This window comes from Delftia sp. ASV31 (assembly GCF_016428765.1).
GTDB lineage: Bacteria > Pseudomonadota > Gammaproteobacteria > Burkholderiales > Burkholderiaceae_C > Comamonas > Comamonas acidovorans.
This window is the reverse complement of sequence record NZ_JAELTK010000012.1, coordinates 79,019-95,838: the sequence shown is the minus strand read 5'-3', so window position 1 is coordinate 95,838 and position 16,820 is coordinate 79,019. Positions and strand designations below refer to the sequence as shown.

The window sequence follows — 16,820 nt, the reverse complement described above, 5'->3', positions numbered from 1 at the left end:
GCAGCTGGCCCTGGGCGCCCGCGCCGACGCCGACGTGGTGCGCGAAGGCTGCACCCAGGCCGATATCTGCGTGGAGTTCGACGGCTGCGCGCGGCTGCGCCCCTGGCTGGAGGCCGCAGGCCTGGCCTGCGAGGACAGCAGCCTGCTGCTGCGGCGCACGGTGGACACCCAGGGCCGCAGCCGCGCCTGGATCAACGGCACGCCGGCCACGGCCACGCAGCTGCGCGCCCTGGGCGAGCAACTGATCGACATCCACGGCCAGCATGCCTGGCAAAGCCTCACGCGGCCCGATGCGGCGCGCGCGCTGCTGGACGCCTATGCCGGCATCGACAGCCGCGAGGTCCAGGGCTGCTGGAGCCGTTGGTCCCAGGCCCGGCAGGCGCTGCAGCATGCGCAATCCGCCCAGGACAGCCTGCAGCGCGAGCGCGAGCGGCTGCAGTGGCAGATCACCGAACTCGACAAGCTGGCCCCGCAGGCCGACGAGTGGGACGAGCTCAATGCCCAGCACACGCGCCTGTCCCATGCCCAGACCCTGATCGACACCGCCCAGACCACGCTGCAGATGCTGGAGGACGACGAGGCCGGCGTGATCACTCCGCTGGGCCGCGCCAGCCACCTGATCCAGAACCAGGAGCACCTGGAGCCCGACTTCCAGAACATTGCCGACGTGCTGGCCTCATGCATGGCCCAGGCGCAGGATGCGCGCCATTCGCTGCAAAGCTATCTGCGCCGCGCCGACCTGGACCCCGAGCGCCTGGCCGAGCTCGATGAACGCCTGTCGCTGTGGATGCAGCTGGCGCGCCGCTACCGCCGCACACCCGATGAACTGCCGGCACTGCTGGCCGGCTGGCGCCAGGAGCTGCAGCAGCTGGACGCCGCCGTGGACATCGAGGCCCTGCATGCCGCCGAGCAATCGGCGCAGCAGCACTACCAGGCCAGCGCCCGGGTGCTGTCGCAGCAACGCGCCCTGGCCGCGCCGCGCCTGTCGCGCGCCATCACCCAGGCCATGCAGGGCCTGGGCATGGAAGGCGGCCTGTTCGAGGCCGCCCTGTCCACGGCCGACTCCCCCGGTGCCTTTGGCGTGGACAGCGTGGCCTTTCTGGTTGCCGGCCATCCTGGGGCCAGTCCCAAGCCGATTGCCAAGGTGGCATCGGGCGGCGAGCTGTCGCGCATTTCGCTGGCGATTGCCGTGACCACCAGCGAGCTGGGCGAGGCCGGCACGCTGATCTTCGACGAGGTGGACTCGGGCGTGGGCGGCGCCGTCGCCGAGACCGTGGGCCGCCTCATGCACGCACTGGGCCGATCGCGGCAGGTGCTGTCCGTCACCCACCTGCCGCAGGTTGCCGCCTGCGCCGACCAGCACTACCTGGTGGCCAAGCAGCGCGCCAGGCAAGGCACGCTCAGCACCGTGCAGCCGCTGGACAGCGCCGCACGCGAGGCCGAGCTGGCGCGCATGCTCGGTGGCGAGCGCCAGTCCGAAACCACGATGGCCCATGCCCGCGAAATGCTGGCCATGGCACGCCAGGCACCTGCACCCCGCCCACCCCCACGACGGGCCGGCCGGCAGCGGCCCCAGGCCGATGCCGACCGCACACGGTCCAAGCCGGGACGCGCGGCCAACGGCGCGCGCAACACCAATGGAGGCTGATGCCATGTCGCTTGAGATCGTGCTGATCACCGGGATGTCCGGATCGGGAAAATCCGTCGCCCTGCATGCGCTGGAGGATGCTGGCTACTACTGCGTGGACAACCTGCCTCCCGAGCTGCTGTCCGCCTTCGTCGAACTGGAGCACGGCCGCCACAGCAACAAGGTGGCCATCGCCATGGATGCGCGCAGCGCCGGCGGACTGCCCCACCTGCCCGGCCAGCTGGAACGGCTGCAGCGCCAGGGCGTCGTGCCCCACCTGGTCTTTCTGGACGCCACCACGGGCACCCTGGTGCGGCGCTTCTCCGAAACCCGGCGCCGCCATCCGCTGTCGCAGGGGCCGGTCGCCGAAGGCCGCCGCGCCCTGGTGCAGGACATAGAAACCGAGCGCGAGCTGCTGGGCGACCTGCGCGAGAAGTCGCATGTCATCGACACCAGCCACCTGCGCTCGTCCCAGCTGCAAAGCTATATCAAGGAGCTGATTGCGGCCCCGGTGGGCCAGATGACGCTGGTCTTCCAGTCCTTCGGCTTCAAGCACGGCCTGCCCTCGGATTCCGACTATGTGTTCGATGTGCGCATGCTGCCCAACCCGCACTACGAACCCCAGCTGCGCCCGCTGACCGGCATGGACGCGCCCGTGGCCGAGTTCCTGCGCCAGCAGCCCGGCGTGGACCAGATGCGCCGAGACATCCAGCAGTTCCTGGAGTCCTGGCTGGACATGATGGCCAGCAACCACCGCAGCTATGTCACCGTGGCCATCGGCTGCACGGGGGGCCAGCACCGCTCGGTCTTCCTGGTCGAGGAACTGGCGCGGCACTTCGCCCCGCGCTGGCCCACGCTGTGCCGGCACCGCTCGCTGGACAGCCGGCCCACGCTCAAGCCTGCCGACTTGCTTGCGCACGACGTCTGAGTGCCAGGCCCCGCCTCCGGAACACTGCGATGCAAGGCTTGCCGATGACGAACGCTCCGCGTGTGCTGCTCGTGGAGGACGACCCCGCCATCGCGCGCACCGTCTGCTATGCGCTGGAGCGTGACGGCATTGCCGTGCGCCACTGCCTGCAGCTGGCCGATGCACGCGCGCAATGGCAGGCGCAGCCGCCCGATGCCCTGCTGCTGGACGTGGGCCTGCCCGATGGCAACGGCCTGGACTGGTGCCGCGAGCTGCGCCAGGCCGGCTCCGCCGTTCCGCTGCTGGTGCTCAGCGCACGCGGCGAGGAAATGGACCGCGTGCTGGGCCTGGAGCTGGGCGCCGATGACTACCTCACCAAGCCCTTCAGCCCGCGCGAGCTGGTGGCCCGCACCCGCGCCCTGCTGCGCCGTGCGCAGCGCCTGCAGCCCGCGCCAACGGCCAGCGCAGCGCCGGCCGATGCCATGTTCAGCATCGATACGCAAGGCCAGCGCGTGCGCATGCAGGGTGTGGCACTGGATCTCACGCGGCGCGAGTATCAGCTGCTGCGCTGCCTGCTGGAGCGCCCCGGGCGCATCCTCAGCCGCGAGTTCCTGCTCGACAGCATCTGGGGCCAGGACAGCGACAGCACGGACCGCACCGTGGATACGCACGTCAAGACCCTGCGCGCCAAGCTGCGCGCCCAGGCGCCGCAGCAGGACTTCATCACCACCCACCGCGGCATGGGCTACAGCCTGACGCTGCCGGGCTGAGCCACCGCAGCACGCCATGCGCCTCGGACTGCGGCTGTTCTTCGCCTTTTTCGTCATCAACGGCCTGGCCGCATTCTTCGTGCTGCGCGTCTTCATGGTCGAGGTCAAGCCCAGCGTGCGCAAGGTGACCGAGGACACGCTGGTCGAGACCGCCTACGCCCTGGCCGCGCTGGCCAGCGACGACATGGCCAGCGGCGTGCTGCAGCAAAGCCCCGCCGACAGCCGCTTCGCGCACCACATGCAGGCCTATGCCAACCAGACCGTCAAGGTCTGGATCTGGGACACGCGCAAGACCAGCCTGGACATGCGCGTCACCGTCACGGACCAGAAGGGCCTGGTGCTGTTCGACTCGGCCGGCCTGGACCAGGGCGCCGACTACTCGCGCTGGCGCGACGTGTACCGCACGCTGCGCGGCGAATACGGCGCACGCACCACGCGCGAGGTGCAGAACGACGAGGCCAGCAGCGTCATGTATGTCTCGGCACCCATCATGGTCGATGGCCGCGTGGCGGGCGTGCTCACCGCCTCCAAGCCCGCCCACTCGGTGCAGAAGATCGTGGACAGCGCGGAAAGCAAGATGCTGCGCGGCGGCCTGCTGTTCCTGCTGCTGTCGGCCGGCGTGGGCTTTGCCGTCACCTGGTGGCTGGTCATCCATGTGCGGCGCCTGCGCAGCTATGCCCAGCAGGTACAGGCGCCCACGCTCAACGAGGCCGCCTCGCCCACCACGGCGCCCCCCATGCCCGAGGCCCCGCGCATGCCCGGCGAGCTGGGCGAGCTGGCCCGCGCCATGGAGAACATGCGCAGCCGCCTGGAAGGGCGCGACTACATCGAAGGCTATGTGCGCGCCCTCACGCACGAGCTCAAGAGCCCCGTGGCTGCCATCCGTGGCGCAGGCGAGCTGCTGCAGGAAGACCTGCCATCGGCCGACCGCGAACTGTTCGCGCGCCAGGTGGTGGACCAGTGCCAGCGCCTGCAAAACCTCGTGGACCAGTTGCTGCGCCTGAGCCAACTGGAGCAGCGCCGCGCCCTGCACCCGCACACGGCCTGCAGCCTGCAGGCCTGTGCCGAACAGGCCGTGGCGCAAGTCCACAGCGCAGCGCACCAGCGCCGCATCCAGCTGGTGCGGCAAGGCCAGGACAGCAGCGGCCCCTGGGAGCAGGACCTGGTGGTGCTGGCCCTGAGCAACCTGCTGAGCAACGCCATCGACTTCGCCCCAGAGGGCAGCAGCATCCACGTGGACCTGGAGCCCGGCCGCGTCAGCGTGCGTGACCACGGCCCCGGCGTGCCCGAGGCGCTACTCGGCCGGCTGGGCGAGCGCTTTTTCACCACCCCCCGCCCCAACGGAGAACGCAGCGGCACGGGACTGGGCCTGTCCATCGTGCTGCGCATCATGCTGCTGCACGGCGGCAGCATGCAGGCCGCCAACGCCCAGCCCGGGCTGCGTGTCACGCTGAACTGGCCACTGCGGGCACACTGACGCCCACCCCCTATCGGCCCTGCGAATCCGACTTCACACCCGCTTCACACACTTCATTCCGGCCACACAGCCCCCGCCCAGACTGCGTCCACGATCAACGAACGGGATGTGGAATGAAGAACCGACTGCTTGCCAAAGGCGTGGCCCTGCTGGTCATGCTGGGCCTTTTGATGCTGGGCCTGGGCCTGATACACGACGTGGTGCGGGACCGCATACGCAACCGCGACAACGCCGTGCAGGGCGTGGTCGCCAGCCTGGCTGGCCGCCAGACGCTGATGGGCCCGGTGCTGGTGCAAAACTGCACCGAGACCACGGGCGTGGAAAAAGGCAGCAAGACCGAATGGACCACGCGCCAGTTCCAGCGCATGCTGCTGCCCGACCAACTGCGCCACCAGGCCACGGCGCGCATGGAGGAGCGCTCGCGCGGCCTGCACCAGGTCAGCACCTATGCCATGCAGGACAGCATCAGCGCCAGCTTCACGAACGCCGCCCAGTACCTGGAAAAGCCCTCCATCGACACGGCGGCCAACCAGACCGTGCGCTGCGGCGCACTGCGGGTGGCGCTGTCGCTCACCGATCCGCGCGGCATACGCTCGGCCACCATCGAAGCCGATGGCAAGAGCCTGGACGTGGGCCCCGGCACATCACTGGAGCGCTACTCGCAGGGCCTGCAGGCGGAACTGGCGCCGGCCCTGCTCAAGAAGGACGGGCCCCTTGAACTGAAGATTGCCCTGGAACTGGTGGGCACCGAAAAGCTGGCCTTCGTGCCGCTGGGCAGCCACAGCCAGGTCCAGTTGTCGGCCGACTGGCCCCATCCCTCGTTCGGTGGCAGCTTTCTGCCCAACCGGCGGGAGATCAGCGACAAGGGCTTCGAAGCCAGCTGGAACCTCTCGGCCCTGGCTTCATCCGCACGCCAGTCCTTCACTGACCAGCAGCCGCTGTGCCAGCCTGGCCGCCGCGACATGGAGGAATACGCGGCCACCGCCCATGCCCCCAACAGCGGCCCTTGCCTGGAATCGCTGGATACGGACTTCGTGGACCCCATCAACGCCTACTCGTTGAGCGACCGCGCCACCAAGTACGGCCTGCTCTTCGTGGTACTGACCTTCGTGGCCGTCGGCCTGTTCGAGGTGCTCAAGCAGCTGCGCGTGCATCCCATCCAGTACCTGCTGGTGGGATCGGCGCTGTGCAGCTTCTTCCTGCTGCTGATCAGCCTGTCGGAGCACATGGGATTTGCCAGCGCCTACGGCATTGCCGCCTCGGCCTGCGTGCTGCTGCTGGCCTACTACGCCAGCCACATCCTGGGCAGCCTGCGCCGCGGCCTGCCGTTTGCGGCGGGCATCGCCGCACTCTACGGCCTGCTGTACGTGCTGCTGCAACTGGAGCAAAGCGCGCTCATCGTGGGATCGATCGCGCTGTTCGCGGTGCTGGCCCTGATCATGGTCTGCACGCGGCATGTGGACTGGTATGCCTTCGGCCGGCAGGATGGCGACCGCTCCAGTGAAGGCGCGGGCACCCCACCCACCGTGGGAGCGCTGCAGCCATGAGCACCATCACCGCCATCAGCGATATCCGCAGCCCGGACAATCAGGCGCTGGAGCGCCAGCGCTGCGAGCAGGCATGGCAACAGGCCGTGCAAAGCGGGGACCGCCATGCCCTTGGCTCACTGCGCCTGCACATTGCCGACGCCACCGCACGCGCCAGGCGCACGCCCGGCGCGCGGGAGCAGTGGCTGGCCTGGATGCTGCTGCGATGCGCCCTGCTGCTGCCGCGCCGCAGGTTCTAGCCAGCCGGGCCGGCCGTGGCCTCAGCCCGCGAACTGCGCATCCAGCAGCTTGCGCACCGGGGCTGGCAGGCCCATGTCGGCCCAGGCTCCGGCATCGGCCCAGCAGCCCTGGCCGTCTGCCATGGCAGCATCCGGGCCGCTGCCATGGACAGGCACGCGTACCGGATGCAGATGCAAATCACGATGGGTGAGCACATGCAGGAAAGCCGGCAGCTCGGTCCAATCCGCGGATCGTGCGGCAGGCCAGTGCCGTGCGGCGGCCTGCTCCAGCGCCTCGCGTTCATTGAACACGGGCGGCGCATAAAGCCCCGCCCAGATGCCCTGTTGAGGACGGCGCTCCAGCCAGACGCGGCCTTGCCCGTCCACGGCGATCAGCAGCCACCAGGCCTCGGAACTGCGCTTGAGCTTGCGCGTTCGCACGGGATAGTTTTCGGGATTGCCAAAGCGCGCCGCGCGGCACTGCGGCTGCAGCGGACAGACCAGGCAGCTGGGCTTGCGCGGCGTGCAGATGGTGGCACCCAGGTCCATCAGGCCCTGGGTATAGCGGGGCATGGCCTGCTGCAGATCCTCGGTGGGGCACAGCTGCTGGGCCAGGTCCCACAGTTCGCGCTCATTCCTGGCAACCGCCAGATCGGCATCGAAAGCCAGCACGCGCGTGAGCACACGCCGCACGTTGGCATCGAGGATGGGCACACGCTCGGAAAAGCAAAAGGAGGCGATGGCGCCCGCCGTGGACCGGCCTATGCCGGGCAGCGTGGCCAGATCCTCGGCCCTGCGTGGAAAGGCACCACCCCAGTCCTGAACCACGGCCTGGGCACAGCGGTGCAGGTTGCGCGCGCGGCTGTAGTAGCCCAGGCCGCTCCACAGCGCCAGCACCGCGTCCTGCGGTGCGGCCGCCAGGCTGGCGACATCGGGGAAGGCATCGAGAAAGCGCTGGTAGTAGCCCAGCACGGTACTCACCTGGGTCTGCTGCAGCATGATTTCGGAGAGCCAGACGCGGTAGGGATCGCGCGTCTGCTGCCAGGGCAGGTGATTGCGTCCATGCGACGCCTGCCACTGCACGACGGGCGTGGCAATCGAGGGAAAGGTCAAGATATCAAGCAGTCAGTGAGGTTTCCTGTGCAGCCTTTGCCAGGCCGGGGAAGGCAGGCGTGGGCGACAGGGGTTGCAGCAGTTCCATGGTGGCCTGCCCCAGCTGCAGCTGCAAGGCCGTGAGCTGTTCGTCAGCGGTCTCGATCTCGGCAATGCGTTCCACCAGGCCCGAGGCCGCATTCTGTATGCGGTCCACCGCTTCGATGCGGCGGGCAAAGCTGCGCTTGCGCTCCTTCAATTGGGCATCGAGCTGGGCCGTGGCGGATTTGCTCCACATGTCCACGTCGTTGGCCGCAGACTCGAACACCGTGCGCAACCGCATCGCCAGCGCCTTGATCAGGCGCTGCGCAAACGCAGGATTGCTGCGCCTGAGCGCATGACCCAGGCCCAGGTACTGGGTATAGCTGGCCTCGATGCGCTGCAGGTCGGCGCCGAACTCGGCCAGTTCCAGCTGGGCCGGAGCCTGCAGCGAGAAGCCGAACTCGGCATTGAGTTCCTTGAAGGTCGCGCCCAGCATGGACTGGATCTCTCCGGCCTGCGCCTGGGCCCGGGTCGCCACGGTGCGCAGGCGCTCGAAGGTTTCGGCATAGACCTTGCGGGCGCCCAGCTTCAGGCCGCGCTGCTCCAGCGCATCCTTGAGATCGACCAGCTCCTGCTTGAGCGCGCTGGAGCCCAGCTGGCGGAAGATGTCGCGCAGCATGCGCATGTGCACCAGCCGAACGGCCTGGATCCTGGCGGCGCTGGCATCGAAATCCTGCTGCTCGCTCTCGATGCGGTGGCGCATGGAGGCGATGACGCTGGCATTCTTGCCGCGCAGGCTGCGCAGCTCGGCCATCTGGTCGTCCAGGTCGCGGCGGCGGATGTTGAGCACGCGCTCCACCTCGACCTGCAACTGCTGCACATTGGCCCTCACGGCCGTCTGCAGCACCTTCTGGCGCTGGCCCATGATGCCCTCGGCCAGCATGTTCTCGAAAACGGGCAGTCCGCTGGCCTGCAGCAGCGCATCGTTGCTGGAGACCTTGGCCACCAGGCCCTTTTGCGCCGACACGGGCAGCACCCGCTCCATGGGCAGGCCCAGCATCTGTGCCGACTCCTGGCGCTGGCGCTGCAGCTGGGCCTGCACCTGCGACGCGGAACTCAGGCTGTCCCAGAGCGTGTCTATCTTGTTGAGCACCACGAGGCGGGAGTCGGCCAGCGCATGCTGGCCGGAAGCCACATCGGGCGGCAGCACATGGTCGCGCCAGATGGCCAGATCGGACTTGGTCACGCCGGTATCGGCCGCCAGCACGAAGACCACGGCATGGGCCTGAGGGATCAGGTTGACGGTCAGCTCGGGCTCGGCGCCCACGGCATTCAGGCCGGGCGTATCCAGAATCACCAGCCCCTGCTTGAGCAGGGGATGGGGCATGTTGATCAGCGCGTGGCGCCACATGGGCACCTCCACCAGGCCCTGCTCATCCACGAAGGGATTGCCGCCCTGGTCCTCGTCATGCCAGAAGCCCCAGGTCCGCGCCAGTTCCACGGAAACCTTGCGCACTTCGGCCACCTTGGCCAGCGTGTCGGCGATCTGCTGGGCATTGTTCACGTCGAGCGGCAGTTGCAGCCAGGCCTCGGGACGGGCGCGCCACTGGCCCAGGCTTTCCAGCGATTCGCGCGTATCGATGGGCAACAGGCGCAGGCTGGGCTGCAGCTCGGCTTCCCAGCCCAGCTCGGCGGGGCACATGGTCGTGCGCCCTGCGCTGGCCGGCATGAGGCGGCGGCCATAGTGGGCGAAGAAGACCGCATTGATCAATTCGGACTTGCCGCGCGAGAATTCGGCCACGAAGGCCACCATGACCTTGTCGCCACGCACCTGGGCTTCCAGCCGCTGCAGCCGCTCCTGCACCGCGACATCCAGCAGCTCCTGGGACTGCAGCCATTCGCGCAGCGCATGCAATTGCTGCGCAAAGCCGCGGCGCCATGCGCCGTGCTGGTCGAATTGCTCGTTGAATGATGGTCCCACGTGTTTCCCCCGCCATTGCACCGCCAATGTCTGCCGATGCCTAGTGATCGCCTCGACATTGCGCCGCAAGCGTGATGCCTGTTCTCTTCAAAATATAGCACCGTCGCCCCGTTTTGCCTGCTGCGGCGCCCTAAGGCCGGCCCCTGGAGCGGGGGGATTACGTACAAAATATCGTTTATTTACAAATGAAACAATATTTCACCATCAATCTGCGGCGGTTGGTGCCTGAAATTTAAAGAAACAGGCGTTTTCTGCAAATGCTTCGCGGGACCTCCCGCAATGCAGCCGCAACAGGCGTTACGAGACGTTGAGAATTCGCTCCGTTTTTTGAAGCGATCATCCCGCCTTCTGGCACCGCGCGCAGAAGTAGGTGCTGCGCTGCCCCTGGCGCAGCATTTGCACGGGCGAGCCGCAGTGCGTGCAGGGCAGGCCTTCGCGGCCATAGACCTTGGCCTGCAGCTGGAAGTGGCCGGCCATGCCGTCGGGCGCGGAGAAATCGCGCAGCGTCGTGCCGCCCTGCTCCACCGCCAGGGCCAGCACGCGGCGGATCTCCTCGAACAACCGGCGCACCTTGCGCGGCCCGACCTCGCAGGCTGGCTGCGTGGGCGCGATGCGCGCCATGAACAGCACCTCGGACGCATAGATATTGCCCACGCCCACGACCACGCTGCCGTTCAGCAGCAATTGCTTGATGGGCGTGCGGCTGGCCTTCAGGCCGGCCCGGAAGGTCTCGAACGAGAAGCTGTCATCCAGCGGCTCCATCCCCAGATGGTCCAGCAGCCTGCGCGCCCAGGGATCGCTCTCGGCCGCCACATACATCACCGCACCAAAGCGCCGCGGATCATGCAGCCGCAGCAGGCCCTTGCTGGTCTGCAGGTCGAAATGGTCATGCGTTCCTGCTGGCCCCAGCGGTGCTTCATGGGGGGCCACGAAACGCAGGCTGCCCGACATGCCAAGGTGCAGCATCAGCAGGCCCTCGCTCAGCTCCATCAGCAGATACTTGCCGCGCCGGCGCACGCCGTGCACATCGCGCCCGGCCAGCAGCTCGGGGGCAATGCCCAACGGCCAGCGCAAGGGCTTGCCCAAGGCCACGGATTCAATGCGCGCTCCGGCGATCTGCGCGGCAAAAGCGCGCCGCGTGACTTCTACTTCTGGCAATTCAGGCATGCGATCCGGGTTGTGCTGTAGTTGTGCGAAATGTGGTCTGGGCTTCGATTATTATGGTTCGATGGATCATCGCCTTCGCCTTCAGGGACTTGCCGTGGCAGCAGCCCTGGCCATGGGTTCCGCCACTGCCTGGGCACTCCCAGGCAAGACCGCAGCCACCATCGAGACGGAATCCCCCGAACCTCCCTCGTCCGCCGCCGCCTCTGCGGAGGACGATCGCGCCGCCCTCAACGCCGAGCTGTTCTACGAGATCCTGGTCGGCGAGATCGCCGCCAGCGAAGGTGCGCTGGGCGACGCCCAGGCCATGATGATGGAGGCCGCTCGCACCAGCGGCAGCGAGCAGCTGTACCGGCGTGGCACGGAACTGGCGCTGCAGTCGCGCTCCGGTGAACGCGCCCTGGCCAATGCCCGTGCCTGGCTGGACGCCTTTCCCCAGTCCCGCGACGCCAACCGCTTCGTGCTTCAGATCCTGGTGGCACTGAACCGCATCGCCGATACCGGCAGCTATCTCAAGCGGGAGATCGAGGCCACGCCTGCTCCCTCCAAGCCCGCCACCTACCTGGGCATCACCCAGCTCTACAACAACGCCAGCGACAAGGCCCTGGCGGCCGATGTGGTCGAGCAGGCCATGGCGGGCGAGACCGACAACCCCGCCAGCGGCCCGCTGGCCTGGGCCACCATCGGCCACATGCGCCTGGGCGCCGGGCAGAAGGCTGCCGCCATGCAGGCCGTGCAAAAGGCACAGGCGCTGACACCCGATACCGGCCCCGTGGCCCTGCTGTCCATGGAACTGCTGGAAGCCGGCATGCCTGAGGCGGAGCCCATCGTCAAACGCTATCTGGCCAAGAACCCTTCAGCCCAGATGCGCATGGCCTATGCCCGCGTGCTGCTGGGCCAGCAGCGCCTGGACGAGGCCCGCCAGCAACTGGTCTCCATCACCGTGGACTCCCCCGACTACGCCGAAGCCTGGGCCACCCTGGCCGCGCTGCAGCTGCAGTCCAACGACGTGGATGCAGCCCAGGCGTCCACCGAGCGCTTCGGCAAGCTCGTGCCGCAGATTCCCGCCGGTGTGGCGCGCAGTGCGGGCCAGTCCCAGTACTATCTGCTGCAGTCCCAGATTGCAGAAAAGCAGGGCAAGTTCGCCGAGGCCGACGCCCTGCTGCGCCGCATCGACGACGCGCCCAACCTGTTGAGCGTGCAGGCGCGCCGTGCCGCCCTGCTCGCGCGCCAGGGCAAGCTCAAGGAAGCCCGCGCCCTCATCGAGGCCGTGCCCGCCAGCGGCCCCAGCCAGCAGCGGCTCAAGCGCCTGGCCGAAGTGCAGTTGCTGCGCGATGCCAATCAGAATGCCCAGGCCTACGCGCTGCAGGCCGAGTTGCAAAAGCAGGACCCTGAAGACGCCGAGCTTGCCTATGACACCGCCCTGCTGGCGGAGCGCATTGGCAAGCATGACGAAATGGAGCGGCTGCTGCGCGGCATCATCGCGCGCCAGCCCGATTTCCAGCACGCCTACAACGCGCTGGGCTACTCCTTCGCCGAACGCGGCATCCATCTGGATGAAGCCGAAAAGCTCGTCGGCAAGGCGCTGGAAATGTCGCCTGGCGACCCCTTCATCACCGACAGCCTTGCCTGGGTGAAATTCCGCCGGGGCGACCTGGACGAAGCCCTCAGGCTGCTCGAAAGCGCCTACGCATCACGCCCCGACGTGGAGATCGCCGCACACCTGGGCGAAGTGCTCTGGGCCAAGGGTGATCGCGAACGCGCGCAGAAGATCTGGCGCCAGGGCCTGGCCACCAGTCCCGACAACACGACCCTGCGCGAAACCCTGCGCCGCCTGGGCGTCTCGCTTTGAGCCACCGCGCCGTGCCCGGATTGCCGCATCCCGCCCTTGCACGCAGGCAGCTGTGCGCCACGGCGGCCGCCGCCGCACTGCTGGCCCTGGCCGGCTGTGCCCTGCCACCCCGCCAGCTGCAGGCCGACGCAACCGCCCCCACCGCTGCAGGCCACTGGGCGGGCCGGCTGGCGCTGCAGGTGGAAGATGCGCAAAACCAATCCTTCAGCGCAGGCTTCGAGCTGCTGGGCACCCCCCAGCGCGGCGAGCTGCTGCTGTTCACGCCCCTGGGCTCGACACTGGCGCGTTTGCTCTGGGAACCGGGACAGGCAAGCTTGCAACAAGGCGAGGAGCGCAAGACCTCGGACTCGCTACCGGCACTGGTGCAGGAGCTGACCGGCAGCGATCTGCCCATTGCCGCCCTGTTCGACTGGCTGCAGGGCCGGGCCACCGCAGCCGCAGGCTGGCAGGTCGACCTCTCCCGCATGGAGCAGGGCCGCCTGTCCGCCCGGCGCAATGACCCGCAGCCGCCGGCCGCGCTGCGCATCGTGCTCGACACGCCCTGATTTCCGCCGGGCGCGCCTGCTCCATCCCCACCTGCCGCCCCTGCCTCTTTTTCCTCATCCTCTCCAGCCCATGCGCTCGCTCCACGACGTGCCGGCTCCGGCCAAGCTCAACCTGTTCCTCCACATCACCGGCCGCCGCGCCGATGGCTATCACCTGCTGCAATCGGTCTTCATGCTGTTGGACTGGCATGACACGCTGCATTTCGACAGGCGTGGCGACGGCCAGATCAGCCGCGAGGACCTGTCGGGCATGGCACTTCCTGCCGACGATCTCATCGTGCGGGCCGCACGGGCCCTGCAGCAGGCCACCGGCTGCCGCGCGGGCGTGCACATCGGCGTGGAAAAGCGCCTGCCGGCGCAGGCCGGGATGGGCGGGGGCTCGTCGGATGCGGCATCGACCCTGATCGCACTGAACCGCCTGTGGCAGTTGAACCTGACGCGGCGCGAGCTGCAGCGCATTGCACTGGTCCTGGGCGCCGATGTGCCCTTCTTTCTGTGCGGCAACTCCGCCTGGGTGGAAGGCATAGGCGAGCACATCACGCCGCTGGAACAGGCCAATGCCCTGCCGCCCCAGCGGTTCGTGGTGGTCAAGCCCGAGGCGGGGCTGGAGACCTTGTCCATCTTCCGCGACGCAACCCTCAAGCGCGATCATGCCCATGCTACAATCGAAGACTTTGCTGCAGATCACTATGGCTTTGGCCAAAACGACTTGCAGCCTGTCGCCGAAAGGCTGCAGCCTGAAGTGAAAAAAGCCATCGATTGGCTAAACTCACTAAAACTGCATGCTAGAATGACGGGCTCAGGAAGTGCAGTATTTGCACCACTGACGCAAACGATTGACTTAAAGGATGCTCCTGGCGCCTGGAATGTCAGAGTTTGCAGCAATCTGCAGGCCCATCCTCTCAAGGATTGGCTGAAAGATGAAAGTTTATAGGCTGTCTGCCTGCGGCAGAAGGCCTGTGTAGGGGAGTCGCCAAGTTGGTAAAGGCACCGGATTTTGATTCCGGCATGCGAGGGTTCGAGTCCTTCCTCCCCTGCCAAACGTCTTTCGCGTCAAGGCAAACCCATCGTACTGGGGCGCTCAATGCATTCACATCATCCTGACATCATGGTCTTCACCGGCAATGCCAATCCTGGCATGGCCACTGAAATCGTTCAGCACCTCGGCACCACGCTGGGCGCAGCCGACGTGGGTCGTTTCTCCGATGGAGAAGTCGCCGTCGAGATCAAGCAGAACGTGCGTACGCGCGACGTCTTCGTCGTGCAATCCACCTGCGCACCGACCAACGACAACCTGATGGAACTGCTGGTCATGGTGGACGCGCTCAAGCGTGCATCGGCCGAGCGCATCTGCGCGGTGATTCCCTACTTCGGCTACGCCCGCCAGGACCGCCGCCCGCGCTCCACCCGCGTGCCGATCACGGCCAAGGTCGTGGCCAACATGCTGCAGGCCGTGGGCGTCGAGCGCGTCCTGACCATGGACCTGCACGCAGACCAGATCCAGGGCTTCTTCGACATCCCCGTGGACAACATCTATGCCACGCCGGTGCTGCTGGGCGATCTGCGCCAGAAGAACTACGAAGACCTGATCGTCGTCTCCCCTGACGTCGGCGGCGTGGTCCGCGCACGTGCGCTGGCCAAGCAGCTCGGCTGCGATCTGGCCATCATCGACAAGCGCCGCCCCAAGGCGAATGTCTCCGAAGTCATGCATGTCATCGGCGACATCGACGGCCGCAACTGCGTGATCATGGATGACATGATCGACACCGCCGGCACGCTGGTGAAGGCGGCCGAAGTGCTCAAGCAGCGCGGCGCCAAGAGTGTCTATGCCTACTGCACGCACCCGATCTTCTCGGGTCCGGCCATCGAGCGCATCGGCAACGGCAACGCCCTGGACGAGGTCGTGGTGACCAACACCATTCCCCTGAGCGCCGAGGCACAGGCCTGCGGCAAGATCCGCCAACTGTCCGTGGCCCCCCTGATTGCCCAGACGATCCAGCGGATTTCCACCGGCGATTCGGTGCTGAGCCTGTTCTCTGAATAAAATATCGGCCCCTGTGGTCGGAACCCAGCAAACCTCCTTCGGGAGGTTTGCGCGTTCCGGAGTGGTTTCAGGACCACCCCGGGACACCGCAAGAGCAGCCTGGTCCGCATCGGACAGGCGTTCTTTTATCAACGGATGAGGCTGGTCGCGGTCCATCCATCTAGGAGTTAGTTATGCAATTCGTCGCTTTTGAGCGCGCCAAGCAAGGTACGGGTGCGAGCCGCCGTCTGCGCAATTCGGGCAAGGCCCCTGGCATCGTCTACGGCGGTGCTGCCGAAGCCCAACTGATCGAAATCGATCACAACGCCCTGTGGCACGCCCTGAAGAAGGAAGTGTTCCACTCCAGCATCCTGGACATGGAAGTCAACGGCCAGACCTCCAAGGTCGTGCTGCGCGACGTGCAATTCCACCCCTACAAGCAGCTCATCCTGCACGTGGACTTCCAGCGCGTTGACGACAAGACCAAGGTTCACCTGAAGGTGCCGCTGCACTTCGAAGGCATGGAACAGTCCCAGGCCGTCAAGGTCGAGAACTGCACGATCACTCCCCTGGTCCATGAACTGGACGTGGTGTGCATGCCCGCCCAACTGCCCGAGTTCATCACCGTGGACCTGAGCGGCCTGACTTCCAAGTCCACCCTGGGCCTGCAAGGCCTCAAGCTGCCCAACGGCGTGAAGGCCGTGGTGCGCGGTTCCAACAAGAACCCCGCCCTGATCTCCATCAAGCTGCCCGAAGTGGCTCCTGATGCATCGGCAGCTCCCGTGGCAGCCCCGGCCGCTCCGGCCAAGAAGGGCAAGAAGTAATTCTTGGCTTTCCCTTGCGGTGGCCCCGGCTGCCGCAAACCTGCAAAAGGCCCACCTCGCGTGGGCCTTTTGCATGGAGGAGCACCCTCGCCCGCCTGCTGCGGCCGCCATGGAGATAATCGCCCGATGATCAAATTGTTTGTCGGCCTGGGCAACCCCGGGCCGGAGTATGAGGACACCCGCCACAACGCGGGCTTTTGGTGGATTGATGCGCTGGCGCGCGAACTCAAGGTCCAGCTGGTGCCCGAGCGCAGCTACTTCGGCCTCATGGCCCGTGCCAGCGTGCGCGGCGAGAACGTCTGGCTGCTGCAGCCGCAGACCTTCATGAACCTGTCGGGCAAGTCGGTGGGCGCGCTGGCGCGCTTCTTCAAGATCCAGCCCGAGGAGGTCCTCGTGGTCCATGACGAACTGGACTTCGAGCCCGGCCAGGTCAAGCTCAAGCGCGGCGGCAGCCACGGTGGCCACAACGGCCTGCGCGATATCCATGCCCAGCTGGGCTCGGCCGACTACTGGCGGCTGCGCATCGGCATAGGCCATCCGGGCCACAAGGCCGAAGTCGCCAACTGGGTGCTCAAGAAGCCCGCGCCCGACCAGCGCCAGCTGATCGAGGACAGCATCGCCCACTCCCTCAAGGCCTGGCCCGAACTGCAGGCCGGCAACATGGACAAGGCAACCTTGCTGATCCACACCACCAAGCCGCCACGCCCCAAGCCCGCACGCCCGGCCACGGCCGAGAGCGACAAGGGCTGAG

At 67.1% G+C, this 16,820-nt stretch carries 15 protein-coding genes and 1 tRNA gene; 13 read left to right on the top strand and 3 right to left on the bottom strand.

What is annotated here, in order from left to right; all coding sequences use genetic code 11:
* The 6 genes from recN to JHD82_RS06940 all read left to right on the top strand — a co-directional run.
* On the top strand, positions 1 to 1,648 hold a 1,648-nt coding region (gene recN, locus JHD82_RS06965; RefSeq protein WP_199135812.1), incomplete at its 5' end, for a DNA repair protein RecN.
* A gap of 4 nt (positions 1,649 to 1,652) precedes the next feature.
* The gene (gene rapZ / locus JHD82_RS06960; protein WP_012207220.1) at positions 1,653 to 2,555 is read left to right on the top strand and encodes an RNase adapter RapZ; all 903 of its coding nucleotides are present in this window, start codon (positions 1,653 to 1,655) and stop codon (positions 2,553 to 2,555) included.
* A 29-nt stretch (positions 2,556 to 2,584) separates the two neighbouring features.
* Positions 2,585 to 3,304, top strand: coding sequence for a two-component system response regulator CreB (gene creB, locus JHD82_RS06955; protein WP_199135811.1), 720 nt, complete (start codon positions 2,585 to 2,587; stop codon positions 3,302 to 3,304).
* A gap of 16 nt (positions 3,305 to 3,320) precedes the next feature.
* The gene (creC, locus tag JHD82_RS06950) at positions 3,321 to 4,781 is read left to right on the top strand and encodes a two-component system sensor histidine kinase CreC (RefSeq protein ID WP_199135810.1); all 1,461 of its coding nucleotides are present in this window, start codon (positions 3,321 to 3,323) and stop codon (positions 4,779 to 4,781) included.
* 113 nt (positions 4,782 to 4,894) lie between these two features.
* Entirely contained in the window at positions 4,895 to 6,328 is a 1,434-nt protein-coding gene (creD, locus tag JHD82_RS06945) for a cell envelope integrity protein CreD (protein WP_012207223.1), read from the top strand.
* Positions 6,325 to 6,567 (top strand): hypothetical protein, encoded by a 243-nt coding sequence (locus tag JHD82_RS06940; RefSeq protein WP_012207224.1) that lies wholly within the window; start codon positions 6,325 to 6,327, stop codon positions 6,565 to 6,567. Before creD ends, JHD82_RS06940 begins: the two co-directional genes overlap by 4 nt.
* Before the next feature lie 21 nt (positions 6,568 to 6,588).
* Here JHD82_RS06940 and mutY read toward each other — a convergent pair whose 3' ends face one another.
* From mutY to mutM, 3 genes are all read right to left on the bottom strand, one after another.
* Complete coding sequence (gene mutY, locus JHD82_RS06935; protein WP_199135809.1) at positions 6,589 to 7,659, bottom strand: A/G-specific adenine glycosylase; 1,071 nt, start codon at positions 7,657 to 7,659, stop codon at positions 6,589 to 6,591.
* A gap of 4 nt (positions 7,660 to 7,663) precedes the next feature.
* Positions 7,664 to 9,661, bottom strand: coding sequence for a dynamin family protein (locus JHD82_RS06930; RefSeq protein ID WP_063328211.1), 1,998 nt, complete (start codon positions 9,659 to 9,661; stop codon positions 7,664 to 7,666).
* 336 nt (positions 9,662 to 9,997) lie between these two features.
* Positions 9,998 to 10,828, bottom strand: a complete 831-nt coding sequence (gene mutM, locus JHD82_RS06925) for a bifunctional DNA-formamidopyrimidine glycosylase/DNA-(apurinic or apyrimidinic site) lyase (protein ID WP_012207227.1) — start codon at positions 10,826 to 10,828, stop codon at positions 9,998 to 10,000.
* A gap of 61 nt (positions 10,829 to 10,889) precedes the next feature.
* Between mutM and JHD82_RS06920 the strand changes: the two genes are divergently transcribed.
* The 7 genes from JHD82_RS06920 to pth all read left to right on the top strand — a co-directional run bounded on the left by JHD82_RS06920 (position 10,890) and on the right by pth (position 16,819).
* Positions 10,890 to 12,677 (top strand): tetratricopeptide repeat protein, encoded by a 1,788-nt coding sequence (locus tag JHD82_RS06920; RefSeq protein ID WP_199135808.1) that lies wholly within the window; start codon positions 10,890 to 10,892, stop codon positions 12,675 to 12,677.
* Positions 12,678 to 12,688: 11 nt separating this feature from the next.
* Positions 12,689 to 13,222 carry an outer membrane lipoprotein LolB gene (locus JHD82_RS06915; protein ID WP_175403249.1) on the top strand — a complete coding sequence of 178 codons (534 nt, stop codon included), beginning with the start codon at positions 12,689 to 12,691 and terminating at the stop codon, positions 13,220 to 13,222.
* Between the two features lie 70 nt (positions 13,223 to 13,292).
* Positions 13,293 to 14,156 (top strand): 4-(cytidine 5'-diphospho)-2-C-methyl-D-erythritol kinase, encoded by an 864-nt coding sequence (ispE, locus tag JHD82_RS06910; RefSeq protein WP_199135807.1) that lies wholly within the window; start codon positions 13,293 to 13,295, stop codon positions 14,154 to 14,156.
* 29 nt (positions 14,157 to 14,185) lie between these two features.
* Positions 14,186 to 14,262: transfer RNA gene (locus JHD82_RS06905), tRNA-Gln, on the top strand.
* A 44-nt stretch (positions 14,263 to 14,306) separates the two neighbouring features.
* On the top strand, positions 14,307 to 15,266 hold the full coding sequence (locus JHD82_RS06900; protein WP_012207231.1) for a ribose-phosphate pyrophosphokinase: 960 nt from the start codon (positions 14,307 to 14,309) through the stop codon (positions 15,264 to 15,266).
* Positions 15,267 to 15,439: 173 nt separating this feature from the next.
* Positions 15,440 to 16,069: a 50S ribosomal protein L25/general stress protein Ctc gene (locus JHD82_RS06895; protein ID WP_012207232.1), complete on the top strand. Its 630-nt coding sequence runs from the start codon at positions 15,440 to 15,442 to the stop codon at positions 16,067 to 16,069.
* Positions 16,070 to 16,195: 126 nt separating this feature from the next.
* Positions 16,196 to 16,819: an aminoacyl-tRNA hydrolase gene (gene pth / locus JHD82_RS06890; protein ID WP_012207233.1), complete on the top strand. Its 624-nt coding sequence runs from the start codon at positions 16,196 to 16,198 to the stop codon at positions 16,817 to 16,819.
* The last annotated feature ends 1 nt before the right edge of the window (position 16,820 follow it).

Excerpts from the sequence above, each read along its gene's own strand:
- rapZ (WP_012207220.1), top strand. The coding sequence starts at position 1,653 with ATGTCGCTTGAGATCGTGCTGATCACCGGGATGTCCGGATCGGGAAAA.
- creB (WP_199135811.1), top strand. The coding sequence starts at position 2,585 with ATGCAAGGCTTGCCGATGACGAACGCTCCGCGTGTGCTGCTCGTGGAG.
- creC (WP_199135810.1), top strand. The coding sequence starts at position 3,321 with ATGCGCCTCGGACTGCGGCTGTTCTTCGCCTTTTTCGTCATCAACGGC.
- creD (WP_012207223.1), top strand. The coding sequence starts at position 4,895 with ATGAAGAACCGACTGCTTGCCAAAGGCGTGGCCCTGCTGGTCATGCTG.
- JHD82_RS06940 (WP_012207224.1), top strand. The coding sequence starts at position 6,325 with ATGAGCACCATCACCGCCATCAGCGATATCCGCAGCCCGGACAATCAG.
- mutM (WP_012207227.1), bottom strand. The coding sequence starts at position 10,828 with ATGCCTGAATTGCCAGAAGTAGAAGTCACGCGGCGCGCTTTTGCCGCG.
- JHD82_RS06920 (WP_199135808.1), top strand. The coding sequence starts at position 10,890 with ATGGATCATCGCCTTCGCCTTCAGGGACTTGCCGTGGCAGCAGCCCTG.
- ispE (WP_199135807.1), top strand. The coding sequence starts at position 13,293 with ATGCGCTCGCTCCACGACGTGCCGGCTCCGGCCAAGCTCAACCTGTTC.
- JHD82_RS06900 (WP_012207231.1), top strand. The coding sequence starts at position 14,307 with ATGCATTCACATCATCCTGACATCATGGTCTTCACCGGCAATGCCAAT.
- JHD82_RS06895 (WP_012207232.1), top strand. The coding sequence starts at position 15,440 with ATGCAATTCGTCGCTTTTGAGCGCGCCAAGCAAGGTACGGGTGCGAGC.
- pth (WP_012207233.1), top strand. The coding sequence starts at position 16,196 with ATGATCAAATTGTTTGTCGGCCTGGGCAACCCCGGGCCGGAGTATGAG.